Origin of the sequence: Maribacter sp. TH_r10 (genome assembly GCF_033101095.1) — a bacterium.
In the GTDB taxonomy this organism is placed as follows: Bacteria; Bacteroidota; Bacteroidia; order Flavobacteriales; family Flavobacteriaceae; genus Maribacter_A; species Maribacter_A luteus.
This window is the reverse complement of sequence record NZ_JAWMPY010000002.1, coordinates 213007-238358: the sequence shown is the minus strand read 5'-3', so window position 1 is coordinate 238358 and position 25352 is coordinate 213007. Positions and strand designations below refer to the sequence as shown.

Annotated in this window: 23 protein-coding genes; 14 read left to right on the top strand and 9 right to left on the bottom strand. The window is 38.5% G+C overall.

From position 1 onward, the window contains the following. Nucleotides 1–98: 98 nt before the first annotated feature. The 6 genes from R3X28_RS06345 (at nt 99) to R3X28_RS06320 (ending at nt 9629) form a co-directional block, all read left to right on the top strand. Nucleotides 99–1820 carry an amidohydrolase family protein gene (locus R3X28_RS06345; RefSeq protein ID WP_317663388.1) on the top strand — a complete coding sequence of 574 codons (1722 nt, stop codon included), beginning with the start codon at nt 99–101 and terminating at the stop codon, nt 1818–1820. Nucleotides 1821–1933: 113 nt separating this feature from the next. Then, nucleotides 1934–5176: a VPS10 domain-containing protein gene (locus R3X28_RS06340; RefSeq protein ID WP_317663386.1), complete on the top strand. Its 3243-nt coding sequence runs from the start codon at nt 1934–1936 to the stop codon at nt 5174–5176. 239 nt (nt 5177–5415) lie between these two features. After that, the gene (locus R3X28_RS06335) at nt 5416–6078 is read left to right on the top strand and encodes a DUF2490 domain-containing protein (protein WP_317663385.1); all 663 of its coding nucleotides are present in this window, start codon (nt 5416–5418) and stop codon (nt 6076–6078) included. Nucleotides 6079–6143: 65 nt separating this feature from the next. Further along, a complete protein-coding gene (locus tag R3X28_RS06330; protein WP_317663383.1) occupies nt 6144–7361 on the top strand; it encodes a bifunctional alpha/beta hydrolase/OsmC family protein in 1218 nt (405 codons plus the stop codon). 191 nt (nt 7362–7552) lie between these two features. Continuing rightward, the gene (locus R3X28_RS06325) at nt 7553–8194 is read left to right on the top strand and encodes a YceI family protein (protein ID WP_154369679.1); all 642 of its coding nucleotides are present in this window, start codon (nt 7553–7555) and stop codon (nt 8192–8194) included. Nucleotides 8195–8438: 244 nt separating this feature from the next. Next, a complete protein-coding gene (locus R3X28_RS06320) occupies nt 8439–9629 on the top strand; it encodes an LETM1-related biofilm-associated protein (RefSeq protein ID WP_154369681.1) in 1191 nt (396 codons plus the stop codon). Nucleotides 9630–9707: 78 nt separating this feature from the next. Here the strand turns inward: R3X28_RS06320 and R3X28_RS06315 are convergent, their stop codons facing one another. The 5 genes from R3X28_RS06315 to R3X28_RS06295 form a co-directional block, all read right to left on the bottom strand. Next, on the bottom strand, nt 9708–10463 hold the full coding sequence (locus R3X28_RS06315; RefSeq protein ID WP_154369683.1) for a LytR/AlgR family response regulator transcription factor: 756 nt from the start codon (nt 10461–10463) through the stop codon (nt 9708–9710). A gap of 95 nt (nt 10464–10558) precedes the next feature. Beyond that, nucleotides 10559–10891, bottom strand: a complete 333-nt coding sequence (locus R3X28_RS06310) for a 2TM domain-containing protein (RefSeq protein ID WP_154369685.1) — start codon at nt 10889–10891, stop codon at nt 10559–10561. Then, nucleotides 10888–11208 (bottom strand): 2TM domain-containing protein, encoded by a 321-nt coding sequence (locus R3X28_RS06305; RefSeq protein WP_317663370.1) that lies wholly within the window; start codon nt 11206–11208, stop codon nt 10888–10890. Before R3X28_RS06305 ends, R3X28_RS06310 begins: the two co-directional genes overlap by 4 nt. Next, entirely contained in the window at nt 11208–11513 is a 306-nt protein-coding gene (locus R3X28_RS06300) for a 2TM domain-containing protein (protein ID WP_317663368.1), read from the bottom strand. Before R3X28_RS06300 ends, R3X28_RS06305 begins: the two co-directional genes overlap by 1 nt. 116 nt (nt 11514–11629) lie before the next feature. Continuing rightward, a complete protein-coding gene (locus tag R3X28_RS06295) occupies nt 11630–12952 on the bottom strand; it encodes a 2TM domain-containing protein (protein ID WP_317663366.1) in 1323 nt (440 codons plus the stop codon). Nucleotides 12953–13460: 508 nt separating this feature from the next. Here R3X28_RS06295 and R3X28_RS06290 point away from each other — a divergent pair. Continuing rightward, complete coding sequence (locus R3X28_RS06290) at nt 13461–14756, top strand: DEAD/DEAH box helicase (protein WP_282056492.1); 1296 nt, start codon at nt 13461–13463, stop codon at nt 14754–14756. 37 nt (nt 14757–14793) lie between these two features. Here R3X28_RS06290 and R3X28_RS06285 read toward each other — a convergent pair whose 3' ends face one another. Then, nucleotides 14794–15528 carry a response regulator gene (locus tag R3X28_RS06285; RefSeq protein WP_317663363.1) on the bottom strand — a complete coding sequence of 245 codons (735 nt, stop codon included), beginning with the start codon at nt 15526–15528 and terminating at the stop codon, nt 14794–14796. A 2-nt stretch (nt 15529–15530) separates the two neighbouring features. Continuing rightward, entirely contained in the window at nt 15531–17486 is a 1956-nt protein-coding gene (locus tag R3X28_RS06280) for a sensor histidine kinase (RefSeq protein WP_317663361.1), read from the bottom strand. A gap of 209 nt (nt 17487–17695) precedes the next feature. Between R3X28_RS06280 and R3X28_RS06275 the strand changes: the two genes are divergently transcribed. The 4 genes from R3X28_RS06275 to R3X28_RS06260 all read left to right on the top strand — a co-directional run bounded on the left by R3X28_RS06275 (nt 17696) and on the right by R3X28_RS06260 (nt 20643). Continuing rightward, entirely contained in the window at nt 17696–18214 is a 519-nt protein-coding gene (locus tag R3X28_RS06275; protein WP_179955172.1) for an ester cyclase, read from the top strand. Nucleotides 18215–18303: 89 nt separating this feature from the next. Then, nucleotides 18304–19068, top strand: coding sequence for a hypothetical protein (locus R3X28_RS06270; RefSeq protein ID WP_317663358.1), 765 nt, complete (start codon nt 18304–18306; stop codon nt 19066–19068). A gap of 57 nt (nt 19069–19125) precedes the next feature. Next, on the top strand, nt 19126–19638 hold the full coding sequence (locus tag R3X28_RS06265) for a nuclear transport factor 2 family protein (protein WP_317663356.1): 513 nt from the start codon (nt 19126–19128) through the stop codon (nt 19636–19638). Between the two features lie 123 nt (nt 19639–19761). Continuing rightward, a complete protein-coding gene (locus R3X28_RS06260; protein ID WP_317663354.1) occupies nt 19762–20643 on the top strand; it encodes an ester cyclase in 882 nt (293 codons plus the stop codon). A gap of 78 nt (nt 20644–20721) precedes the next feature. Here R3X28_RS06260 and R3X28_RS06255 read toward each other — a convergent pair whose 3' ends face one another. Beyond that, the gene (locus R3X28_RS06255) at nt 20722–21096 is read right to left on the bottom strand and encodes a glyoxalase superfamily protein (RefSeq protein ID WP_317663352.1); all 375 of its coding nucleotides are present in this window, start codon (nt 21094–21096) and stop codon (nt 20722–20724) included. Between the two features lie 65 nt (nt 21097–21161). Between R3X28_RS06255 and R3X28_RS06250 the strand changes: the two genes are divergently transcribed. Together R3X28_RS06250 and R3X28_RS06245 are read left to right on the top strand one after the other, a co-directional pair. Then, entirely contained in the window at nt 21162–22001 is an 840-nt protein-coding gene (locus tag R3X28_RS06250; RefSeq protein ID WP_246200224.1) for an endonuclease/exonuclease/phosphatase family protein, read from the top strand. Next, the gene (locus R3X28_RS06245; RefSeq protein WP_317663348.1) at nt 22001–22603 is read left to right on the top strand and encodes an FMN-binding negative transcriptional regulator; all 603 of its coding nucleotides are present in this window, start codon (nt 22001–22003) and stop codon (nt 22601–22603) included. The genes R3X28_RS06250 and R3X28_RS06245 overlap by 1 nt, the downstream gene beginning before the upstream one ends. A gap of 2 nt (nt 22604–22605) precedes the next feature. Here R3X28_RS06245 and R3X28_RS06240 read toward each other — a convergent pair whose 3' ends face one another. After that, a complete protein-coding gene (locus R3X28_RS06240; protein ID WP_317663346.1) occupies nt 22606–23595 on the bottom strand; it encodes an NAD-dependent epimerase/dehydratase family protein in 990 nt (329 codons plus the stop codon). A 309-nt stretch (nt 23596–23904) separates the two neighbouring features. Between R3X28_RS06240 and R3X28_RS06235 the strand changes: the two genes are divergently transcribed. Continuing rightward, nucleotides 23905–25245 carry an MFS transporter gene (locus R3X28_RS06235; protein ID WP_411556595.1) on the top strand — a complete coding sequence of 447 codons (1341 nt, stop codon included), beginning with the start codon at nt 23905–23907 and terminating at the stop codon, nt 25243–25245. Nucleotides 25246–25352: the final 107 nt, after the last annotated feature.

Here is a 25352-nt window from a genome sequence, read left to right as displayed (position 1 = left end):
TTTTCACATTTATTGTTCTTTTTACCTTTTACTATTACAGTGTAAAAAAACACAAGCTCTTTTTTAAATTTTAACGAAACAGCCCTAATTTTATGACCATGGGAAAATATGTACTTTTCGTATTCGCGTTATTGTTTCTTGCTTGCACCAACCAACCTGAAAAAGGAACCATTATCATCAATGTCAATGTTCTTGACGTTGCTACAGGCGAAATGTGGGAGCATCTTGATGTGGTTATTGATTCCGGTATGATCAAAAGCATTACTGACCATAAAGAAAATCTCGCACAATATGAAAATATGGTGTTGGGCAAAGGAAAATATTTAATGCCGGGACTTACCGAAATGCACGCCCATATTCCCCATCCTTCAGAAAACAATGGGCAAATTGAAGATGTGCTCTTCCTTTATCTCGCAAATGGCATCACTACGGTACGAGGAATGTTGGGGCACCCAACCCACTTGGTTTTGCGAAGCAATACTGAATCGGGCGAACTATTAAGTCCAAGGATTTTTACCTCGAGCCCTTCTTTAAATGGCAATTCAGTTACATCTATCAAAGAAGCTGTACATGCAGTAGAAACATATAAAAAAGATGGGTACGATTTTTTAAAAATACATCCGGGAATTAAGAATGAAGTATTTGATGAAATCGTTAAAACCGCCCATCAAGTTCATATTCCTTTTGCAGGGCACGTTCCTGTTGATGTCGGCATTGATAATGCCTTAAAAAGTAAATACGCTTCCATTGACCATATTGACGGTTTTTTGGAAGGATTGGTACCTGAATCGGCCCATGTAAATCCTGAAGAAAACGGTTTTTTCGGATATGATTTTGTTCCTTTGGCCGATACGACTAAAATTGATGGACTTGTGGCCTTAGCGAAAGAGAACAAGGTTTGGACGGTACCTACCCAAAGCCTTTTCGAACGATGGTTCTCCCCTATTCCCACTGATGAACTCTTGCAACAGCCAGAGATGCGTTACATGCCTATTGAGACTTTGACCGAGTGGTCCAAACGCAAAAACGCCATAATAGACCCCTCCACAGGATTCAATGAAAAGCAATGGGAAAAATTTGATGACATTCGTAAACAGCTCATCTTTAAACTACAAAAAAATGGTTATGGGATGCTTTTGGGTTCCGATGCCCCTCAAGTTTTCAATGTTCCCGGTTTTTCCATTCATCGTGAGATAGATGGATTGTTGGCTGCCGGACTTACACCTCTGGAGATTATACAATCCGGCACTATAAATCCCGCTAAATATTTTAATAAAGAAGATGTTTTTGGTCAAGTAAAGGAAGGACTTGATGCCGATTTGATACTCTTAAATGCTAATCCTCTCGAAAACTTGGACAACCTACAAGAGCTTTCCGCAGTATTCCGTAAAGGACGTTTTATCCCGAAAGTGGAAATCAATAAACGACTTGCCAGAATAGCAGCAAAAAACGGACATGCTTCAACAAGTAAAACATCAACCGAAAAACTAAACGACCAACTCTTAGGACAATGGAAATACTACAGTCGAAAAGGTAAAAAACCGGCCCCTTCAGCCACCTTCGACCGTATAAAAACCATTGCGAACGGTTATTGGTCCATGACCGAGACGAATATCCTTACCAACAAAATGGATTCTTACCAAAGTGGTAACTATGACCTAAACGATTCCATTTATTCAGAAACCACGACTTTCTCCAACAGTAGTAGTTTATATCTTTTGGGCGAAACGCGGTCTTATGGATTGGAAGTAAAAGGGGACACCCTGATTCTGACAGGTACCAACAATGACAATAACGAAGTTTGGACACGGGTGGAATAGCCTGATCGACCACTACTTGGGAAACGACATTTATCGAATTCATTAACAACCATTTAAGAAATTACCGACAGGATTTATTTATATTTACGAGACTAATTAACTCACCAAAACCAATGAAAAAAACTCTTTCCCTAGTGATGCTTTTAGCATCCATTTCGCTATTTGCCCAAGATTTTAAAATGGACCTTGTCCAAGACCTAAAACCCCGAAACATCGGCCCAGCAGGTATGAGTGGGCGAGTTACCGCAATAGATGTAGTGCAGAAATCGCCCGATGTCATGTATGTAGGTACGGCATCTGGCGGACTTTGGAAATCGACCTCCGGAGGTATAAAATGGGAGCCCATTTTTGACAAAGAAGTTACTGCTTCAGTGGGGGCGGTTGCTATTCAGCAATCCAATCCCTCTGTGATTTGGGTAGGCACCGGAGAAGGTAACCCCCGAAATAGTTTAAACGGTGGTTATGGTATTTATAAATCTTTGGACGGAGGTAAATCCTGGAAATCCATGGGACTTGAAAAAACCCGACACATCCATCGAATAAAAATAGACCCAATGGATCCCAATACCGTTTACGTTGGGGCAATAGGTTCACCATGGGGCGAGCACCCGGAAAGAGGTGTGTACAAAACGACCAATGGTGGGGAAACCTGGCAAAAGATTCTTTTCGTGAACAACAAAACAGGGGTTGCGGATCTTATCATGGACCCAACCAACCCCAACAAATTGATCGCAGCCATGTGGGAACATAAAAGGGACCCATGGTTCTTTAAGTCAGGTGGCGAAGGCAGTGGACTTTACATGACCCATGACGGAGGAAAAAACTGGAAGAAACTATCGGAGGAAGACGGACTTCCCCCAGGGGAATTGGGCCGAATCGGTATAGCCATTGCCCCTAGTAAGCCCAATATCGTATATGCGTTGATCGAATCAAAAAAGAACGCTCTCTATAAATCGGAAGATGGCGGATTCAAATGGAAAAAAATCAATGATAAGCAAGACATAGGTAATCGCCCCTTCTACTATTCCGAAATTTACGTAGATCCCCAGAACGAAAATAGGGTCTATTCGGTTTTTACGTATGTCAATGTTTCTGAAGATGGGGGCAAGAACTTTTCCCAGCTAATGCCTGCCTATAATGCCACCAATGGTGTGCATCCCGATCACCACGCATGGTGGATTCACCCTGACAACGGACAGTTTATGCTAAATGGAAATGATGGTGGGCTGAACATTAGCAAAGATGGCGGTAAAACCTGGCGTTTTATTGGCAATCTACCCGTTGCCCAATTTTACCATATAAACACTGATAATGAATTCCCTTATAACGTATATGGGGGAATGCAGGATAATGGATCGTGGAGAGGCCCAGCATATGTATGGAAAGCGCAGGGAATAAGAAATAGTTATTGGCAAGAAATAGCATTTGGTGATGGCTTTGATGTAGTACCTGACAAAGATGATTCCAGATACGGTTATGCCATGAGCCAACAAGGATATGTATCCAGATATGATTGGCAAACAGGTAATAATTATATCGTACGCCCTACTCCACCAGATGCCGAAACCAAACTTAGATTCAACTGGAATTCAGGTATTGGTCAAGACCCGTTTAACAATAGTACCGTTTATTTCGGTAGTCAATTTGTACATAAAAGCACGGATAAAGGACTTACATGGAAAGTTATTTCCCCAGATTTGACCACCAATGACCCGGAAAAACAAAAACAATCGGAAAGTGGCGGGCTTACCATGGATGCCACAGGTGCCGAGAACCATTGTACTATTTTAGTTATTGAACCATCAACGCTGGAAAAAGACATGCTTTGGGTAGGAACCGATGATGGGCGCGTACATTACACTCAAAATGGAGGTGCCAATTGGACCGAGGTTACCCAAAACATAAAAGGCTTACCTAAAGGGAGTTGGGTGGCACAAATTAAAGCATCGAACAAAAATAAAGGCGAAGCTTTATTAATCGCCAACGACTACAGACGGTTCAATTACACGCCCTATGCGTATCGCACCAAAAACTATGGAAAAACCTGGGAGCGCATTGTAGATGCCACCGATGTAAATAGCTATACCCTTTCTATTATAGAAGATATAGAAAACCCTAATCTAATGTTCCTGGGTACCGATGACGGACTATATATTTCTTTCAATGCCGGGGAAAAGTGGCAAAAATGGACTGAAGGATTCCCAACGGTCTCTACAAAAGATTTGGTTATTCAACCAAGGGAACACGATTTGGTCATCGGAACCTTTGGTCGTGCAGCATGGGTGTTGGATGATATTCGACCATTGCGAGCCATTACGGCCGATAAATCCATTTTACAGAAAGATATCAAAATCTTCAGTCCACCCACGGCCTACCAAGCGGCTTACCAACAACCAACTGGGAGCAGATTTGGTGCCGACGCCCTTTACAATGCCGAAAACAGGAAAGAAGGGGCCATGATCACTTATTATTTGAAGGTAGGAAAGAAAAAATCGTCCGAGAAAAACAAAGATGATAATGCAACGGAAAATGAAATGAACAAGACCGACTCGGTCTCAGGAAAAGATACCGCAAAGAAAAAGTTGAGCGGTGTCCAGAAAAAAGACTCTATTATGTTCCAGTTTTATGATGGGGATAGATTAATTCGCACCATTAAGACGAAAACCCCTGAAAAGGCAGGTTTTCATCGTATTTACTGGGAAATGGATGAAAAAGGAAGTGACAGACCTTCTAGAAAAATCCCTAAAAACAAGAATGAGCGTGGTGGAACCAATGTAAAACCCGGAACCTATAAAGTCAAGGTCACTTACGGGGAAATGACCGATGATACCATGATCGAAGTAAAATCCGATCCAAGGTTAAACGTTTCAGCAACATCAATCAATGAAGTCTATGAAGCTTCAAAAAGGCTGGAATCCTTCACCCAAACTGCAGCAGAAGCCGTAAAACAATTGGTCGAAAGTAAAACCGTGGCCGATAAGTACCAAAAAGAATTCAAAGAGCTCGACGAGGAAAAATACAAAGATCAAATAAAAGCCTCAAAGGACATAAAAAAAGCGATAGACAGCATCATTGCACTATATTTAGGTAAAGAAGATAAAAGGCAAGGTATCACCAGAAATCCTGAGATAACCGTAATGCAGCGTATAGGTAACGCCAGTCGCTATGTGCGTACCCGTAAGAACGGAATTACGGCTACCGAAAACCAAATGATCCAATTTGCGGCCGACGAGCTTACATCAGCGTTGCAAAAAACCAATGCGTTCTTCAATGAAAAATGGAAACCTTATAGGGAAGAAATTGAAAAACAAGATGTTAGTCCGTTCAAAGAAACAAAAACTTTCAGTCTGGATTAACAACCCCTCTCCCCAAAAAAACAGAAACCCCTCTTCCGAAAAAGAGGGGTTTTTTAATGCTTAAACATGCAATTTTGATTTGGTTCAAAAAAGATTGATCAATTTGGTTAAAATTGACTTTTATCAGTTTTTCCCTCTAAACACCAAAGTACATTTGCAGCTTCCAATTTTGTCTCTGTATTTTCTGCATACATAGACACTGCGAAACCAAATCTTTATCAACCATAAAAATGACCATCATGAAGAGGGGCATCTTACTATTTTATTTACTTTTCTCATCAATTTTAAGTTCCCAAAGCAAAGATGAATGGGGATCATGGATCATGTTGTATGGGGATAATGAGATTTCAAAAAATCTTGATATTGTTACGGAATTCAGATTACACCATTATGAAATATTCGATGTTTTGGACAACCAATTCTATAAAATAGGACTTGGTTACCGAATAACACCGGAAATTTCGGTAGGTGCGGGTTATGTTCACCATTATTCCGAAACACGAACGAGTATCAGTACTTCCGAGAACCGACCATATGAAGAGATATGTCTTAAAAGGAAAATAAAGAAATTGAGCATATCTAACCGTTATCGATTGGAACACCGTTGGATAAACAATTATGGGGTCACCGATTTCATCAATAGAATGCGATATAGATTACAGGTCACCCACCCTTTAGGAGCCAACTTTTATATCAAGGTCTTTGATGAGGTTTTTCTGAATCTAGAACAAACCATATTCAATCAAAACCGGTTGCATGGCGGAATCGGCTATACCTTTTCCCCTGATTTTAAGGTTGAATTGGGTTATGTAAAAAACCATTTCAATACGCATATGGATGATATCCTTAGAATCGGAATCCTGTTCAAGACCCATCTCCGAAAAAAAACGAACACACTTTAAAACATTCTGATTAAGTATTTCGGGTATTTATCGACTTATTGAAAATATCACTAAACTTGAACGGAATGAATCTGCAAAAATTAGTTTTCAAAAACGAAGAAGGAAAATCATTGGTCGGTAGGTTAGAACTACCAGCCAGGCAACAACCTCATAACTTTGCGATTTTTGCACATTGTTTCACCTGTAATAAAAACCTAACTGCGATACGTAATATCAGTAAGGCCCTAACGGCGAACGGTTTTGGTATCCTTAGGTTCGATTTTACCGGATTGGGTGAAAGTGAAGGTGATTTTGCCGATACCAATTTTTCCGGCAACGTTCAAGATCTAATTGCCGCAGCTGACCATTTAACTGCCCATTACCAAGCTCCCACCCTATTGATCGGCCATTCTTTAGGTGGTGCTGCAGCAATTTTCGCTGCGGCCCGAATAACGAGTATAGAGGCAGTGGCCACCATAGGGGCCCCATCGGATCCCAAACACGTAAAGCACCTTCTTCGAAGTGGTCTGGAAGAAATTGAACAAAATGGAAAAGCTTTGGTAAATATTGGCGGAAGGGATTTCACGATTAAAAAGCAATTTTTAGAAGACCTACAAAAAAACACCCTTTCCACAACGGTTAAAAATATGCGTAAAGCCCTTCTGGTCATGCATTCACCACAGGACATGACCGTTGGCATTAAGAACGCCGAGGAGATTTATAGAGCGGCTCACCATCCAAAAAGTTTCGTTTCGTTAGATAGTGCCGACCATTTACTAATGAAAAAAAGAGATTCCCAATATGTTGGGGAGATGATAGCCGGTTGGGCAAAAAGATACCTGAAAATCGATGATGAAGAACACCTAATAGAAAGCGACCATCAGGTTATGGCCAGTCTGGATTTTGAAGACGGATTTACGACCCGTATGAAAGTAGGCAACCATTACCTAACCGCCGATGAACCTGTAAGCTTTGGCGGCAACGATTTTGGTCCGTCACCTTATGAATTGGTCTCTGCAGGATTATCGGCCTGCACGGCGATGACCCTTCAAATGTATGCAAAGCGCAAAAAATGGAATATAGAAAATGTTGAAGTACACACATCATACAGCAAAACCCATGTAAAGGATTGTGAGAATTGTGAATCATCCAATGCTAAAATCGATACTTTTCGGCGTGAAATTAAAATAACAGGGAGCCTAGACGACAAACAACTTGATAGATTACTTCAAATAGCGGACAAATGCCCGGTACATAAAACCCTTCATAATGAAGTAAATGTATTGACCCATCTTATTAAATAATCATGCGTTCAACATGGTATTTCAGAGACTTTTCAATACCAGAACATAAAAACATGTTTATAAATCAAATGTCAGTATCAAGAATTATTATCCATTAAGACCGTATTTTTTTTCATTTATCTTTATTATTGCATCAAATGTCTAAATAGGCAAAGTATTATCCTATTCATTCTAATCTAAAATCCATAATCATGAAAAGAATCAATTTAATTACCCTAGGCTTACTTTTGATCTTAGGTTTTAGTTGCAAACAAGCAAAGAAAGAAAATACTGAACAACAGAAGGAAACTAAAGAAATCGTAGGCGATTCATATTCCATTATCAGCGATTCTACCAAAGTAAGCTTTACTGCATATAAAACTACAGCCAAAGTTCCCGTTGGCGGTCAATTCAAGAATATTGACATATCGAATGCAAAAGAAGGTAGCACACCTTTAGAGGCGCTAAACGGTATAGAATTCAGTATCCCCGTAAGTAGCCTGTTTACCAATGACGCTACCGGTACTAGGGATCCGAAGATATTGGAGTTCTTTTTTGGGGCAATGAACAACACCGAACTTATTTCGGGAACTTTCAAGACCTCGGCCGACAATAAATGTTCCATAGATGTGACTTTAAACGGTGAAACCGCCAATATTCCCTTGGAATATACTATGGACTCTGAAAACAGCATCACCTTTAAAGGGGAAATGGAATTGGAAAATTGGAATGCCCTGGATGCGGTTGCATCTATCAACAAGGCTTGTAAAGAATTACATACGGGTACCGATGGGGTAAGTAAAACATGGAGCGATGTTGCCGTACAGGCAAAGGTCCTGCTTCAAAAAAATTAATTTTACATAAAGGATTCCTTCATTCAGGATTACCTAGAACATATTGAACCATAAATGAATAGCTGCCTTAGGGCGGCTATTTTTTTATGCATTATCGAATAGTGCCCCAATTAATACAATAGGTTAGCGAATCGTAAATTTAGCGACTGGATTTTACCAAAGCGACAATTAAATTTTGAAAAGCCCTAAAGACACATTAAATGTCCTATAATTTGTTTTATTTTGAAGCCTAAATAAGCAAACCATGAACCCGTCTTCCTCAGGTTGGATAGATAAATTCGGATACCTCACCAGAGACCAGGAGGACAGCTATCAGGATTACAAAGACCTGTATGCTGCCTTAAAAAATACTGGGTTCGTTTATGGGTTGAATATAAAAATACCTCGCTTCATTGATCCCGAACACAAACTATCTGAAGACGAAAAGGCGAAAATAAACTTATTGGCCGCACTGTATTTCACTTTTAGATACGAGAAAAAGAGCACTGATTTCGAAAATTTTCTTCATATAGTATTTCAATTCTATCAAGATTTGGGACTTAACCAAATCTCATTTCTAAAAAAATTATTCGTAGGGAACAAGACATCCGACCAATTGGAAAAATTAATCGATACAAGGGTTTATTTGGATGATAATGTAATCAGCAAGACGTTCAATAGCATCATTACAAATTCGTTGTTGTACATAGATGTATTGACGTTTAAGAGGTACTTGAAAGATACCAAGGATATAAAATCGTTCGCCGAGAATTTTGAAAACACGGCGATGAACGTCATTTACCACACATTGAACTCTAAAGAGGACAATAAAAATGACCATAAACTTGCACATTTGTTCGAGGCTTCGTTAACTTTCATTGATAGCGAAACACATACTTTTGATGGTAATTATCGTGATAAACTGCAAAAAGGGCTTACCAAAATCGAAAACCAATACTTGTTGGATCTTGCCGCTTTGACCATTTGGGAAGATCATTCTATCGATTATCTGGAATCGGAATTCATCTATGAATTTGGAAAAGACCTAGGGTTTTCTAAAAATGAGGTAGCCTCAACGTTGGATGATATTTCAGTTTTTTTTGATAAAAATTTCAAGATAATTCCCCATCTAAAAGACCATAATCTTGCCTCGAAGTTTTACGACAGTATGGCAAGGGTGGTCAATAAATTGATTTTAAGAAACAGTAAAAGACTACAAAAAGAACTTTCTGAAAGTAAGGAATTGGTTGCCCTGATTTCCAAATCGACCATCAAGGACCTGACTGCGGAAGAAAAGAAAAAAGTACAAAGTCAATTATTGGATATCTTTAAAAGCATACCTTCATTGGCCATTTTCATGCTTCCTGGCGGAGCGGTTCTATTGCCGATTTTCATTAAATTGATTCCAAAATTACTACCTTCCTCTTTTGATGAAAATCGTATTGAAAAACCATGATACCGAACGGTATTTTGCTACTATAAGAAAAATCTATTCAATAATCTATATAATTGTAATTCAACCTTATAACTCCACTTACTCCAACCATAACTTGAAGTCTCGAACCCTTTCACGACTTACGATGATTTCTTGGTCAATATAGCGATTTAATTTGATTTTAAGCCGTGAATTGGTGTATGCGACAATATCATTGATGTGGTTTATGTTCACATAGAACTTTCGGCTCACCCGAAAGAAAACCCTTGGTTCCAAATCAACCTCAAGGTTTTCCAAAGTGGTATCCAATAAATAATTCCTACCATCAGAGGTAGCTGCATAGGTGCCTTTATTTTCACTGTAAAAACACTCTACCTCATCGGCATTTATTATTTTCAAATGCTGCCCTACCCTAGTCGTGAATCTTTTTTTATACTCCCGCTCAATCGGGTTGACCAATAATTTTTTAATGTCCTCGAAATCCAAGGTCAGTTTTTGGGAAGCAGGTTTAACTGATCTATATTTCTTTACTGCATTCTCTAGCTCATCATCATCAATAGGTTTCAATAAATAGTCTATACTGTTCAATTTAAATGCCTGCAATGCATATTCATCATAGGCCGTTGTAAAGATTATGGCACTGTTCACTTCTACCACTTCGAAAATCTCGAACGATAGTCCGTCTGAAAGCTGAATATCCAAAAAAATAAGGTCGGGGTGTTCATTCTCCTGAAACCAAGCTATCGATTCCTCTACGGAATGAAGCATTGTGGACGTCTCTACGCCCAATTCCGCCAACTGCCTACTTAATCTTCGTGCACTAGGTTTTTCGTCCTCTATGATGATGGTTCTCATATTTGATTTGTGGTAAATGGTTTATTGCAAAAATATAATTGGTTTCAATATTGGAATTGTTTGTTGCCACTGTATAAGGACAACTGTTCTCTATTCTACTTTTCTTCTCCTAGATACTTCTGAATCTGTCTTTTTTCCCAGCTCTTAAGGATATTCGTTTTGAACACAAACAACCTTAATCCCATAACAAGAAGCACCAATCCCCATATTATGGGTATTGCAAGTATATTCAATTCCATCCATTGCAGAACATTTTTATCTTCAACCCCTTTTTCAATGAAAATTTCTAATACCCTTCCTTTGAAAATCAATATCAATAGGGTTATGATTACGAATTTAATTACATGAAAATAAAACCCCTTGATGTCATCTACCCGCTTTTTGGCCTTTACATATTTTTCAACGCTGTTGGTTTTATTTTCCATCATCTATACTTATCAGCTTCCTTTTTGTCTTTATCCATATACTTCTGGATTTGCCTTTTCTCCCAATCCTTTCCAAAAAAAGGATTGTACGAAAAAACCTTTACACCATGGAAAAATACCCCGATACCCCAGAAAAACCAAACTGCGAACGTTCCAAAGTCCCAAAATGCCTCTCCGAATGTCTCTCCATCCCCCAAATTACGAACGATCTTCATTGTAGAGATAAACGTATTTACCAGGATATAAACGGTAAGGTGAATATAAAACCCCTTAAGTTCCTCTACCCGCTTTTTTGCACGGTCTAATTTGTTGTTCTCCATTACTTCCATCTTTTTTGTTGCTTTTCATCTTCTTGCATGTACTCCTTGATCTTGCGCTCTTCCCAGTTGCGACCGAATAGTGGGTTTAGGTCAAACACTTTAAAGGCATGGAAGACCAATCCTATTCCCCAACCGAAGGCCGCCCATAGAAACCAAGGGTAACTCCACTCATCGGTCCAATAGTTTATTGCCGCCAAAAATCCAACAAAGAAAATATATGACATTAAACTGGTATAGAACTTCTTAATGGCCTCTACCTTATCCTTTGCTCTAAAATACTTGTTTTCGTTTTCCGATGTTTCCATAATGTTGTTGGTTTGTTTTGAATTACTATTTTATTGATAACCCAAAAGTACGTTCGACATGCTTTCTTTCTAAATGTTCATTACCCAATTGTTGTTTTTACGGGATGGATTGTCATTTAAAAATCATCATCATCCATAAACTGCCTAAGTTTTTTTTCTTCCCAAGATTTTCCCCATAACGGGTTATAACCAAAAACCTCCATCCCATGTATGGCTACTCCGAAACCCCATCCTATGGTCGGGAAGATTATCCATGGAAATCCTGTGGTATTGTAATTAAGGATTGCCAAACATGGGATTACAATACAGTATGCTGCCAGGTTCCCATAAAATCCTTTAAGTTTTTCTACGTGCTCTTTGGCCTTTTCATATCTTTTATCGTGAATATATGTCTGTTGTGTTTCCATAATCGTAATTTGTTTTGTTAAGATAGGTAGCTTCACTTTAAACTCGTTTTGGGTTTTTGTAATCTCCACTTCCCTATCGGTTAATATTCCGTAACGTTGATGAATATTGCGCAACCCTACCCCACTACTCTTTTTTACTACTTGTTTTTCCTGTAGGTTATTATTGACCACTAGCATACCTTCTTCCTCGTAAACTTTGATATGTAATGGTTTTGAGGAAGTAACCACATTGTGCTTTACCGCATTCTCCAATAAAAGCTGTAGGGATAACGGAACGATCTTAGCTTCCGGATTGCGGCTTTGCTCAGGAATATCGAAATGAATACTATCTTCAAATCGCATTTTCAAAAGCTTCACATAGGTCCTGGCAAATTGAAATTCCTCATCAACGGAAACCAGATCCTTATTCTTTTGCTCAAGTACATAACGATATACTTTGGACAATGCCGTTGTGAACTTTTGTGCCTGGATGGGATCTTCCTCGATCAAACTGGTCAATACGTTCAAACTATTAAAAAGAAAATGCGGATCCAATTGATTTTTTAGCGCGTCGAACTTGGCCGAAGCCGTACCGGCTATAATCTTCTGTTCTTTGACCTTATTCTCTTGTAACGCCCTGAAAAAGTAAAAGGCGTGAAAAAAAAGAGATACCACCAATGCTATTGCCAATGCAATTAAATAATATGCCGGTCTTTCCCCCGCAAGAAACTGCTCCAACGTTTTCCCATAAACCCCAATGGACAGTAATAATCGTAAAACCCCAAAAGCCAGGACCGTAAGGAAAATAGACCCCAAAGCACCGAACCAAAGTCTTTTTTGTGTCTGTGTTTCCCAACTATATTTCTTAGAGATATAAGAACTGAAATAAGCATTGACCAAGGTCAATGAAAAGGCAAACAAAAAATTTATTCCAACATATTCCAATTGTTGGTTCCAATCAAAGGGTTGGCTCCAAAAAATGATACGGGAACCTATGGCTATAACCACCGTAATTATTATACTTATTCTCAATAATTTTAAAAACTCCTTCATATTTCGTTTTACGATTCTTATTCAGTATTACAAGTTTCTCGTTCTTCTATTTGAAATCAACAAACCACTCTGGCTTAAAATTAGCAAAAAGTTCCATGGTATGTCCGCCATCGCAATCAAACCTATGAACTATTCAGGAGGGCCCTTCTTCATAATTAATTGATGATCGCAAAATTGAGGCTATGAACTGAATTTTCGCAAAAACAACTACCCAACTGTCAAAACTTTATGATGAAATGTAAAATAACCATTGTATATGTGTATAACAAAAGCTGATAAACCAACTAAGACCGTAACAATACTGGATCAATTGATTCCATGAATGAAGTTACCCATGGTTGCGAAGTATGTAATCGCCGGTAAATAAATAAAAACCTTTTGCACATACCTACATCAAAACGACAACCAAAATATAACTAACTAAAAACAAGCATATTACACCAGATATCATTAGAAATGCCATTATCCCAACTATTCCACTACCTTTGCCGCTTATTCTTTACGATACATGACATTCAAAGATTTAGGCATTATTGAACCTATCCTCAAGGCACTAGACCAAGAGGGCTATACGCATCCAACACCGATCCAAGAGCAGTCCGTTCCCATTTTATTAGGAGGAAAAGACCTTTTGGGAGTTGCACAAACAGGAACAGGAAAAACAGCGGCTTTTGCGGTTCCGATCATACAACAGATTTATAATGACCATCACACACAAGGGCGCCATCGAAAAATAAAGGCGTTGGTCGTAACCCCCACAAGGGAACTGGCGATTCAAATCGGCGAAAGCTTTACCGCCTACGGTAAATTCACCGGAATCAAGAATACCGTTATATTCGGAGGTGTAAAACAAGGAAAACAGGTACAGGCCCTTAGAAACGGGGTCGATGTCCTCGTTGCCACACCTGGACGCTTACTGGACCTCATGAACCAAGGGTTTATTTCATTAAAAGATATAGAATATGTCGTTTTGGATGAAGCAGACCATATGCTTGATATGGGTTTTATACATGATATAAAAAAAATAATAGCCAAATTACCCACCAATAGGCAATCCTTATTCTTTTCAGCGACAATGCCTAAAGACATTGTTGAACTATCCCGCAAAATACTTGGTGATTTTGAACGGGTTACCGTGAAACCGGAACAAGCTACTGCAGAAAAGGTAGAACAAGCCGTATACTTCGTAAGCAAGGGAAACAAGGTTCATTTATTGGTTCATATGTTAGAAGAGAAACCGGATACTTCTGTTTTGGTTTTCTCACGAACCAAACATGGTGCGAATAAAATAGTCAAGAAATTGGGGCAGGCCGATATACGTGCTGCAGCCATTCATGGCAACAAATCCCAAACAGCTAGACAAAATGCCTTAAATGATTTTAAAAACGGATCGTTAAGGGTCTTAATTGCCACAGATATTGCCGCCAGGGGTATTGATGTTGATGATCTTTCCTTGGTAATCAACTACGACTTACCCAATGTACCCGAAACCTACGTACACCGAATCGGCAGAACGGGACGGGCAAATGCGAGTGGTATCGCCATTTCTTTTTGCGACCAGGAAGAGCGTCCTTATTTAAGGGATATTGAAAAGCTTATCAAATCAAATGTCCCAAAAATTTTGGAACACCCTTACCACGAAGAAATATCTGAAGGGACACCTGCAAGAAAACAAGGTAACCAAAGATCCAAAAATTCGGGTCAAAACGGAAATCGCAATAAATCAAGAAGTACAAATTATAGGGGCAAAAACAATAGGAACCGAAGAAATAACAATCGTAATAGATCAGAAAGCCGGGATTAACCCCAAGTAAAACCTAGAAAACGACCTTCCTATTTATTTAAATGGTCTGTAGACGACTCAATAAGGTACCCCTATGCATTTTTGCGATAGGAATTACCTTTCTGCCAATTTCCAGATGATTTTCGGCAACGACATCAAGTTTGGTTATATTGACCATATATGATCTATGTACCCTCAAAAAAACAAGTTTGGACAATCGTTCTTGCATGGTCTTCAAGGTTGTTGCCAATACAAATGCGTTCTCTTGGGTTACGATTCTACAATAATTCCTATCAGCTTCAATATATAGTATATCGGCCAATAACAATTTCACCATTCTACCTTTATGTCGTATAAAAATACGATCATCCAAAACCTTTAAAGTTATGTTTTCACTTGATTTACCGTCTTTTACCAAGCGAATGTGTTGAACGACCAATTCAAAGGTTCGCTGTAATTGTATTGTATTCAAGGGCTTAGGGACAAAAGCGAACGGATGGGTTTCTTTAGCCCTTTTAAAGGAGGCCTCATCGGTATTAGCGGTTAGGTAAATAATAGGTATATCCAATATTTCATGAATGCGCAGAACAGTTTCCACACCATCTAACCCACCCCTTAAGTTGATATCCATCAAAATAATATCAGGACTATTTTCCCGCGCATGTTCTATTGCATCCTCCCCTCTGGTTTCAATACCTGTTACCTCATAACCTAAATTGGTCAATTGCATACTGATATTGGCTGCAATGATCATATCGTCTTCAACTACCAAGACCTTTATTTTACTATCCATGTTTACGCTGCTTTATTATATTGAAACTGAAAAGAAACGGTTGTTCCGTTTTCTATTTCCAATTGCATTTTACCATCTAACTGTCGAGTTAATAATTTCACCAACTTTGTTCCAAAACCCAATTCTGAAGTATTAACCTTAGAACCCACCCCATTATCAGAGACGTTCAAGAATAATTGTGATCCTGTTCTGAACATGGAAATACTGACACGACCCATAGAATTTTCGGGAAAGGCATATTTCATCGAATTGGTCAACAGTTCGTTTACTATAAGACCAATAGGTATGGCCGTATCAACATCCAACTCCATCTTATCCATATCAACAATCACTTCAATGTTTTTTTGCCGGTCAAAAATATTGACGATGTAATTGGAGAGGTTCAAAAAATAAGACTTCATTTCTATTGCCGACAGACTTTTTTCTTGATATAACTTTTGATGAACCATACTCATACTTTGAATTCTCTGCTGGCTATTTTGCATGGCTTCCATAATCTTCCCATCATTTAACTCTGCAGATTGCAGTGCCAAAAGACTGGATACGATTTCGAGGTTGTTCTTGACCCTATGATGGATCTCTTTAAGAAGAAACTCCTTTTCCTCATTTTGTTTTTGAAGCATTTTGTTTTTTTTACCATTCGTCTTTAATGACTTATAGAGCAATAACAAGTAAAGAAGTAAGAGAAAAACAAGGGCCATGATCATTATTTGCCTTGTTTGTTGTTTCGAAATACGGGTTTGCTGTAATTGAATGGTGTTTTCTTTTTGGGCAACATCGTATTCGGTTCTAAGTTGTGAGATCCGCTGGTCGGCCTCTGCTGTAAAAATCCTGTCTTTTAGTTCATCATATACCGCGAAGGCCTGATAGGCTTTTTGATAATTATGATTGCCCGCGTAAGCCCTGCCCAATGTCTCGTACGCCTGACTCAAATAAAACTCATCCCCAAAATCATCAGAGGCAATTTTTATGCTTTTTCTTAGACTTTCTATGGCCGAAACATACTTGCCTTGTATATTCTGTAATTTTCCGATAGACAACCATGAGCGCATCAACATAAATTCATTGTCTAATAACTCGGCATACTTTACTGCATTTTCGCCAGCTTTCCTTGCTTCATCGAATTTATTCAAATAGGTATATAAATCTACTTTGGATATATACACATCGCTTAGGTTGTTATAAAAACCATATCGTTCACCAATAGCAATAGAATGATCATAAAAATAAAGGGCTTTTTCATAGGCTTTCAGCTCCAAATAATTATTCCCGACTACATATAATGTAAAACCATAATCGAGATCATTGATAGCACGTTGCTCAAAAATATCAACTGACCTTAATCCGTAATCCAATCCAGATTCAAACTTTGCTTGTTTCCAAAACAAATTACTTAAATCACTATATGCCAATGCCATAGCTTTCTTGTCGTTATGCTTTTCTCCAAGTTGCAAGGACAACATGGCATAATCCGCTGCACGGTCTAATTGTCCTTTTCGTTCAAAAACATATCCCAATTGTGTATAAAGAAACGGAAGGTCATATTCCAAGACCTTTTCTTTGGCTAGGGTCAAAACCGTCATAGCGCTATCCAATTTTTCCATACGCAACAAAATTGCCCCTTGGGTAATCTGAAACCTCCCTTCCCATAAAGCATTGTTCTTTTCCTTGGTTAATTTCAAACCCCTTAGGGTAAAGTCCATAGACCGTTTTAAATTCCTTGTATGCCAATAATAAGCAAGGTCATTGAGTATGGAAAATTGAAGGGAATCCGGTTTCGCAATAGGATAGGCTTCTTCTAGGACATCTAAATATGAGGGTCCAAAGTTATCGGTATCAACAAAAACTTCTTTGTAAGGTTTTTCGCGATCAAAGTCCACTATTTGGGAAATGCCCATAAAGCCACTGAAGAGGATAATGGCTAAAGTACTGGCAACCGTAAAAAGTCTTATTCTCATTTCTGGATTCTTTCACCGGGGGAAACGAGTTTTCTAAATATACAACTTTTTAGGAAGGATATGGCAGATAATAAAAAATGGGGTTTCGGACAGTTTTTACATTACCTCATCCTTATCGGCTTTCATCATGGAATGGAATTGCATTCCTTAGGCTTCATAAAGTTTACACTTGTGGTGCCAAACGGTCATTGCTACTAACTAATGAAATTATGGGGAGATTGGGAATAGTTTTGGCCATAATAGCGCTACTCAGCACAAACTGTAAGCACAAGGTAAATATCGAAAAGAAGACGGCCCTTGAGCAAACCATGTCGAAAAACTTTGAAAATTTTATTGCAAATGCATGGAATCATAAAAATATGGACAGTTTAAAGTCACTTACCGTTGAAAACTTCACTCGTGAATTTAATGGGATAACGGTTGTTGAAAACAAAAACGAACTCGAAGCCAATATGAACATCTATTTTACCGGTTTTCCAGATTTGAAGGTATCAATAAAAAAAACCGCTGTCATTGACCATCATTTATTTACCAGTTGGATATTCGAAGGTACCAATACGGGAACGTTTGGGGAATCGCCCCCTACGGGGAAAAAAGTCGTAATAAACGGATTCTCGGAAATCACCTTTACTAATGAAGGCAAATTGATCAAAGAAGATGTTTACTACAATGAATTAGCGCTTTTACAACAATTGGGATATATGTTGACACCTCCAATTGTTGAATAACTCCCCTAGGCCATGTATTATCGGATATCGAATACCTCCCACTATAATTAAATCAAAAACTATTTATTAATCCTTATACTAAGTAAATCATGAGAACTCTAAAAACAACAGTATTGATCGCAGTGATGCTTTTATTGCTTCCGAATTTGAACATTGCACAGGAAAGTAAAAACCAGGCCTTTTATGTTCATGAAGACCAAGTTAAACCTTCAATGGTACAAGAATATGAACAAATCTCCAAAGAATTTAAGGAGGCATGTACCAAGCACGACCTTCAAGATCTGAGTTGGGAGGTTGCCTCAACCTCATCAGGACGGTATTTCAACATTTCACCAATTAAGAACATGGCCGAACTGGACAAGAACGTTATGGCCCCATTAGCCGAAAAAATGGGTGAAGAAGCATTTATGGACATGTTCAAACGATTCAACAAATGCTATGACAAACACGGGGATTATATTGTATATCTCAATGAAGAATTAACCTATATGCCCGAAGGCATAAGTATTACGACCGAGGGGCAAAATTATAGAAAATGGCATTTTTTACATGTAACCCCAGAAAACATACAAAACCTTAAAGGAAAACTTAAAGAACTGAAGGCCTTATTCACGAAGAAGGGATCAAAGGAATACTACCGCATTTACCATAACGGATTCGGTAACATGGGAGACTATTATATTGCCATTTTATCCGCAGTTGACGAGGAGGACTATGCCAAAAAATCAAAGGCGAATCAAGTTCTTTTAGGGGAGGAAGGTAAAATGTTATTCGATGAAATCTTCAAATATGTATCTAAATATGAAGTTGAATCAGGAGGCATGCACCCAGAATTGGCGTATTCACCAAAATAATATATCTCCGATTTAAATTTTATAAGAATCATTACCAATCACGTAAATGTTACGAGCATGAAAAATCTAAGTTTACTATTACTCACTGCAATTCTTTTTATAGGATGCCAACAAAAAGGGCAGAAAAGGTATACGCAAAAATCACCTGAAATCGATACGGTTAAAAAACTGACAGCTAATTATAACAATAAATCATACGATATCAACCTATATGCCGATACCGCCAAGACCTATTACAACACCAAAGACAATCACATGTCCCCTTCCGAAACCATCGCATACCATAAACAAAATGACGCGGTTTATTCAAAAAGAGGTTTTTTGGATGCCGATCAGGAATATGAAATGGTAGTCACCGATGATGGTGAAACATGGGTGAATTGTTGGTTGGACTGGGAAGCTACCTTAGCGGCGAACAATCAGAAATACGATATGCCCGTTCACCTCACTTATCAATTTGTAAATGGAAAAATAGTGAAGGAATATGGGTATTGGGACCCCTCGGCTCTTGTATTGGCATTTAATGAAGCAGAGGCTAAAAAAGTTGCCGATGAAGAAGAATCCGATTAGTACATCCATCCTGTTGAAGATAACAGAATAATTAAAACAAAAACCAAACCCGGCAGAAACATACGCTGAACATTTTTCGGGGGAACAATGCTAGCACCCTGTCGGGTTTACAATGAATTGACCATGAATAAACAAATTCAAATTCTGTATTTTTTCATCATTACATGTATACTATCATGTTCTAATGAAAACAAGCAATTAACCGCCAATATCAATATGTATTCCAATACTTGGGATGAAGTACTGAACAATGGCAAACTAGATTTGATCAATGATGAACATTTTGATACCAATGTTACGTTACTCATGTCCCCTGAAAATATTGTGGGTATTGAGAATGTAAAGGATTTTTATGCAAACTATCTGAACGGATTTTCCGATATCGAATTCAGTATTGTAGATATATTCGGCCAAGGTGACAAAATGGTAAAGCATTGGCATTTTAAAGGGAAGCATACCGGCGAATTTTTTGGGATTCCGGCAACGGGTAAATCAGTGGATATTGATGGCGTTACCCTGATTGACATGAAAAATGACAAGATTGCCCAAGAGCAGGACTTCATGGACAATATGGATTTTATGCAACAATTGGGAATCCTCTCAAACCCTGACAATGTCGTAGTGATCAACACCGTGTACAATGCATTTGCAGCTGGTGACATTCCCTCAGTTTTAAAATTGTTGGATGCCAATGTAGTCTGGAACGAAGCTGAAGGTAACATCTATGCAAAAGGTAACCCGTATTTAGGGCCAGATGCCGTCCTTAATGGGGTTTTCACCCCAATAGGAAAGGATTACGACTATTTTAATCTGGAAAATATAGAACTTCATGAAATGTACGGAAACCAGGTTCTTGCCAGTCTACGGTACAAAGGCAAATTAAAGAAAAACGGAGCCCATATAGATGCCCAAGTAGCTCATTTATGGACACTTAAGAACAATAAGGTCATCGGCTTTCAACAATATGTCGACACCAAACAACTTGCAGATGCAAACAAGAAGTAGAGAATTACAAGAACCGATAGAAACTATATTTTAACAAAACCCGTTTATAAACGGGTTTTTTGGATTTATGGCAACATATTATCTATCCCTATAAAAGGTCAACCCATTTTCAAAAGGATCGTAGAAGGCAAATTCTTTTGTTCCCCAGGCTGTTTCCCTTAAAAGGGTATGGGCATTAAAAACATCTTTTTCAAAGTATTCCTCATAAAGTGCCTCAATATGCTGGGTAACAATGCGGACCATTGGTCTATTTACAGAATACTCCCATTCCCGGGAATCGTGCCTTTGTAAATGTATCTCAATCGCATCTCGAATAACACCGGCATAGGTCGGTTTTTTACTATCATCTGCAAAGGCTATTTTAAAACCTAATCGATTTACATAAAAATCAAGTGCCTCAACCACATCCTTTACAGGAAGAACCGGATGAATTTGATGTAAATACCCTTTCATATTTATAATTTGATCATATATAAGTACCTTGTGTATTAATTTACAAAAAAATAAAATCACATATTTTGAATACACGATTCACCCTCTTTCTACTATTGGTCTTTATTGTTAAAGTAACTCAGAGTCAAGAACTCAGGACAATGACTTATAACATCAAATACGACAACATAAACGATACGGTGAACAACTGGAACGACCGCAAGGAAAGCATGGTAAAACTAATAGAACACTATGAACCTGCTGTACTTGGAATGCAAGAAGTACTTCACCGCCAATTGACCTATATCGACAGTGCTTTAACAGATTACTCCCATATTGGGGTAGGCCGTGATGACGGACGACAAAAAGGGGAATACTCCCCCATATTTTATGACCATACCAAACTTAAGGTCTTAAAAAGCAATACGTTCTGGTTATCCCCTACGCCTGAAAAGATCTCAAAAGGATGGGATGCCGCTTTGGAACGCATTTGTACCTACGCACTTTTTGAAAACAAGACAGACCAAAGTAAATTCTACTTCTTCAACACACATTTTGACCATAGGGGGGTTATTGCCCGGGAAAAATCGGCCGAATTGATCCTTAAAAAAATCCAAGAAATAAATGACAAAGGTTACCCAGTGATTTTAACGGGGGATTTTAACCTTAGTCCTATGGAAAAACCTATTCAACTACTTAAAAAGAACCTACAAGAGGGCATGGACCATACCCTGAAACCGTTTTATGGGCCTAGTGGAACCTTCAGTGGTTTTGACCATAATAGAACGTTGGACCATAAAATCGATTATATATTTGTAAAAGGATTTAAAGTACTATCTTATATACATATTGATGACCGTATGGAAAACAATAAACATATTTCGGACCATCTACCTGTTATGGCAACCTTGGAAAAAGAAAAATAATGTATATACCCCATAAATATAAAAACGGGAATATAACTGAAGTGAAAGATTTCCTAACCAAAAATAGTTTTGGCATATTGGTGAACCAAGTCGATGGTAAGCCATGGGCCACTCATATTCCGATGGAATTGGAAACTACCGATGACGGTAAGGATGTATTGATTAGCCATATTGCCAAAGCCAATCCCCAATGGAAACACTTTGCTGAAAATGACAATGTTCTATGTATTTTCAACGGTCCGCACAGTTATATCTCCTCTTCTTGGTACAAAGAGGAAGAAGTCCCCACATGGAATTACATTGCGGTTCATGTTTACGGAAAAATCAAGATTTTAACCGAAGAAGAAGTAATGGCATCTATGCACAAATTGGTTGATAAATACGAGTTGAATTCCAAAAAACCCATTTCACTACATAATTTATCGGAAAAGACCTTGCGACAAGTAAAAGGAGTAGTTGGTTTTCAAATCACCATAGAAAGTATTCAGGCGGCCTACAAACTTTCCCAAGGCCGGGAACATGACCATGAACGTATAATAGAAGAACTGGAAAACACCAACAACCCCAACGCAAGGGATATTGCAAATATGATGAAAGAATAATCCTAAGCTTTAATTGATTTATATTTTTTTAAAATACGATCGATCTTTTCATTGCTTTCAGCATTTATGAATTTCCTTTCCGGATTTTCATCCAACCACTGCAAAGTCCTTTTAATTCCTGTGGCAAAAGGAATAGTAGCCCTAAATTCAGGTACAAAAGTCTTTATTTTGGTATTGTCGAAAATAACGCTTTCGGCCTTATCGGCCAGAAGTGTACCAGTATAGGAAGGTTCTACCGAACAAATGAAATCAGAGGCAATATGTACCACCCGGGCTTCTATTCCCAGACTATCGGCTAGAATCTTGTAAATCATATTCCAACTTAAAATTTCATCGGAAGTAATGTGAAAGGCATGGCCAATGGCCTGTGTTAATCCCAACAAACCAACAAAACCCTTCGCGAAATCATCGGAATGGGTAACGGTCCATAAAGAGGTACCATCACCATGTATGATTATCTCCTTTCCTTTTAGAATCCTATCCGCTGCGGTATATTCATTAAACCCTCCTATGGCTATGGGTATTACGGTATCATAGGTAAGGGACGGGCGCACAATGGTAATCGGAAACCCTTCCTCGCGATAAGCCCTTTGTAATCTATCTTCACATTTAATCTTGTTTTCGGAATAATCCCATAAGGTATTACAGAGAGGTGTGGACTCAGTAATAATCGGGTAGCTCAAAGGGGTTTGGTAACATGAGGCAGAACTAATGAATATGTACTGTTTGGTCTTTCCTTTAAAAAGCAAGATATCCCTTTCAATATCCTGAGGGGTAAAAGCGATCCAATTGACCACAACATCCCAATCATGCTTTTCCAATTCAGATAATTGTTCGCGTTTCGTTATGTCTCCCAGGATTTTCTTGGCCCCTACAATTCTATTCTCCGAATTTCCCCGGTTTAAATGGTAAAGGTCAATACCTTTCTCTATGGCCAAACGACTTGAGGCCGAACTGATATTACCCGTACCCCCAATAAACAATACTTTCATGGAAATAGTTTTTTTTAAAATAAAAATTGAAGTTAGAAATAAAAGATGAGAATGACTATTGTAGTTCACCTAATAACCAATAAATCACAAAGTTTTCGTCCTTCTTTTTAATACCAAAAAGAACTTAACAAAAAGCTTTGAAAATCACTTTTCATCGGACCTTAAAACAAGTCACTTCAACAAGGGTTGCCTCTCTTCTAACAACATGGGATATCACCTAAGAAAATAGCAATCGTATATAGCCCAAAATAATTAAAAGCGCTAATTTTATAGTCGTTTAAATTCATTCCAACCTAAATAAATAATTACATGTCTCAAGTATCCATCAGCTCCCAAAAACCTAAGTTATCATTTTGGCAAATCTGGAATATGAGCTTCGGGTTTTTAGGGATTCAATTTGGTTTTGCCTTGCAAAATGCCAATGTCAGCCGAATTTTCGAAACCCTAGGAGCTTCAAAAGATGAACTCCCAATCCTCTGGCTAGCCGCTCCTGTTACTGGGCTTTTGATACAACCCATTATCGGATATTACAGCGATCGCACATGGCATAAGAAATGGGGGCGTCGAAGACCTTTTTTCGCCATAGGGGCCATCTTGGCGACCATAGCATTGTTTACCATGCCCAATTCAACGGCATTATGGATGGCCGTGATAATGCTTTGGTTAATGGATGCTTCAATAAATATAAGTATGGAGCCGTTCAGGGCTTTTGTTGGGGATATGTTGCCCAATGAGCAACGTACAAGTGGTTTTGCCATGCAAAGTTTTTTCATTGGAATTGGGGCCGTAGTCGCTTCCGCACTTCCTTATATCTTCACCAATTGGTTCGGCATCAGCAATATAGCAACTGATGGAGGAATCCCAGATGCAGTAAAATGGTCATTTTATGTTGGTGGTATCGCCTATTTCAGTGCGGTAATGTGGACCGTATTCAACACGGAGGAATACCCACCCGATGATGTTGAAAAGTTAAAATTGGAAAATGCACAAACAGGTGTATTTACAGGCTTGGCGGAATCCTTTATAGGTATTTTCAAAATGCCCAAAACAATGGTTCAATTGGCGTTTGTACAATTTTTTTCATGGTTCGCCCTATTCGCCATGTGGATCTATACAACATCGGCCGTAACTAGCCATGTGTATGGAGCATCGGACACCACATCAGCACTATATAACGAAGGTGCCGATTGGGTAGGCATCTGTTTTGCCATCTATAATGGAATAGCGGCTGTCGTTGCCTTTTTATTACCTGTAATCGCCAAAAAAACGAGTAGACGAATAACCCACTTATTGGCGTTGTTCATCGGGGGACTTGGACTCATTTCCATTTATTTCATCACCGACCCCAATATGCTTTTGGTATCGATGGTAGGTATTGGTATAGCTTGGGCCAGTATTCTTTCTATGCCTTATGCCATACTCTCCAGCATTTTACCTGCCAAGAAAATGGGCTACTATATGGGCGTATTCAATTTCTTTATCGTAATCCCCCAAATTGTAGCTGCGGGAATACTAGGTTTTATGTTGAAATCATTTTTTAATAATGATGCCATTTATGCAATGATTATCGGGGGTGTTTCGTTTTTCATAGCTGGTTTGTTGTGCTTGATCGTACATGATAATGAAAATTCCGTTGAAAGTACGGAATAACTTATCCAAGACTTTATTCCTAAAATCATACGAACATAAAGGCCAAAAGATCCCATAATTCTTTTCGTGCATTTTATGGCAATTACATTATTGCCATAAAATACAGT

What these genes read in the sequence shown, in the direction of transcription:
- R3X28_RS06240 (WP_317663346.1), bottom strand. Translation starts at nt 23,595, where the DNA reads ATGAAAGTATTGTTTATTGGGGGTACGGGTAATATCAGTTCGGCCTCA.
- R3X28_RS06295 (WP_317663366.1), bottom strand. Translation starts at nt 12,952, where the DNA reads ATGAAGGAGTTTTTAAAATTATTGAGAATAAGTATAATAATTACGGTG.
- R3X28_RS06290 (WP_282056492.1), top strand. Translation starts at nt 13,461, where the DNA reads ATGACATTCAAAGATTTAGGCATTATTGAACCTATCCTCAAGGCACTA.
- R3X28_RS06235 (WP_411556595.1), top strand. Translation starts at nt 23,905, where the DNA reads ATGTCTCAAGTATCCATCAGCTCCCAAAAACCTAAGTTATCATTTTGG.
- R3X28_RS06325 (WP_154369679.1), top strand. Translation starts at nt 7,553, where the DNA reads ATGAAAAGAATCAATTTAATTACCCTAGGCTTACTTTTGATCTTAGGT.
- R3X28_RS06280 (WP_317663361.1), bottom strand. Translation starts at nt 17,486, where the DNA reads ATGAGAATAAGACTTTTTACGGTTGCCAGTACTTTAGCCATTATCCTC.
- R3X28_RS06255 (WP_317663352.1), bottom strand. Translation starts at nt 21,096, where the DNA reads ATGAAAGGGTATTTACATCAAATTCATCCGGTTCTTCCTGTAAAGGAT.
- R3X28_RS06275 (WP_179955172.1), top strand. Translation starts at nt 17,696, where the DNA reads ATGGGGAGATTGGGAATAGTTTTGGCCATAATAGCGCTACTCAGCACA.
- R3X28_RS06270 (WP_317663358.1), top strand. Translation starts at nt 18,304, where the DNA reads ATGAGAACTCTAAAAACAACAGTATTGATCGCAGTGATGCTTTTATTG.
- R3X28_RS06315 (WP_154369683.1), bottom strand. Translation starts at nt 10,463, where the DNA reads ATGAGAACCATCATCATAGAGGACGAAAAACCTAGTGCACGAAGATTA.
- R3X28_RS06340 (WP_317663386.1), top strand. Translation starts at nt 1,934, where the DNA reads ATGAAAAAAACTCTTTCCCTAGTGATGCTTTTAGCATCCATTTCGCTA.
- R3X28_RS06330 (WP_317663383.1), top strand. Translation starts at nt 6,144, where the DNA reads ATGAATCTGCAAAAATTAGTTTTCAAAAACGAAGAAGGAAAATCATTG.
- R3X28_RS06265 (WP_317663356.1), top strand. Translation starts at nt 19,126, where the DNA reads ATGAAAAATCTAAGTTTACTATTACTCACTGCAATTCTTTTTATAGGA.
- R3X28_RS06345 (WP_317663388.1), top strand. Translation starts at nt 99, where the DNA reads ATGGGAAAATATGTACTTTTCGTATTCGCGTTATTGTTTCTTGCTTGC.
- R3X28_RS06320 (WP_154369681.1), top strand. Translation starts at nt 8,439, where the DNA reads ATGAACCCGTCTTCCTCAGGTTGGATAGATAAATTCGGATACCTCACC.
- R3X28_RS06335 (WP_317663385.1), top strand. Translation starts at nt 5,416, where the DNA reads ATGAAGAGGGGCATCTTACTATTTTATTTACTTTTCTCATCAATTTTA.
- R3X28_RS06300 (WP_317663368.1), bottom strand. Translation starts at nt 11,513, where the DNA reads ATGGAAACATCGGAAAACGAAAACAAGTATTTTAGAGCAAAGGATAAG.
- R3X28_RS06310 (WP_154369685.1), bottom strand. Translation starts at nt 10,891, where the DNA reads ATGATGGAAAATAAAACCAACAGCGTTGAAAAATATGTAAAGGCCAAA.
- R3X28_RS06305 (WP_317663370.1), bottom strand. Translation starts at nt 11,208, where the DNA reads ATGGAGAACAACAAATTAGACCGTGCAAAAAAGCGGGTAGAGGAACTT.
- R3X28_RS06285 (WP_317663363.1), bottom strand. Translation starts at nt 15,528, where the DNA reads ATGGATAGTAAAATAAAGGTCTTGGTAGTTGAAGACGATATGATCATT.
- R3X28_RS06260 (WP_317663354.1), top strand. Translation starts at nt 19,762, where the DNA reads ATGAATAAACAAATTCAAATTCTGTATTTTTTCATCATTACATGTATA.
- R3X28_RS06245 (WP_317663348.1), top strand. Translation starts at nt 22,001, where the DNA reads ATGTATATACCCCATAAATATAAAAACGGGAATATAACTGAAGTGAAA.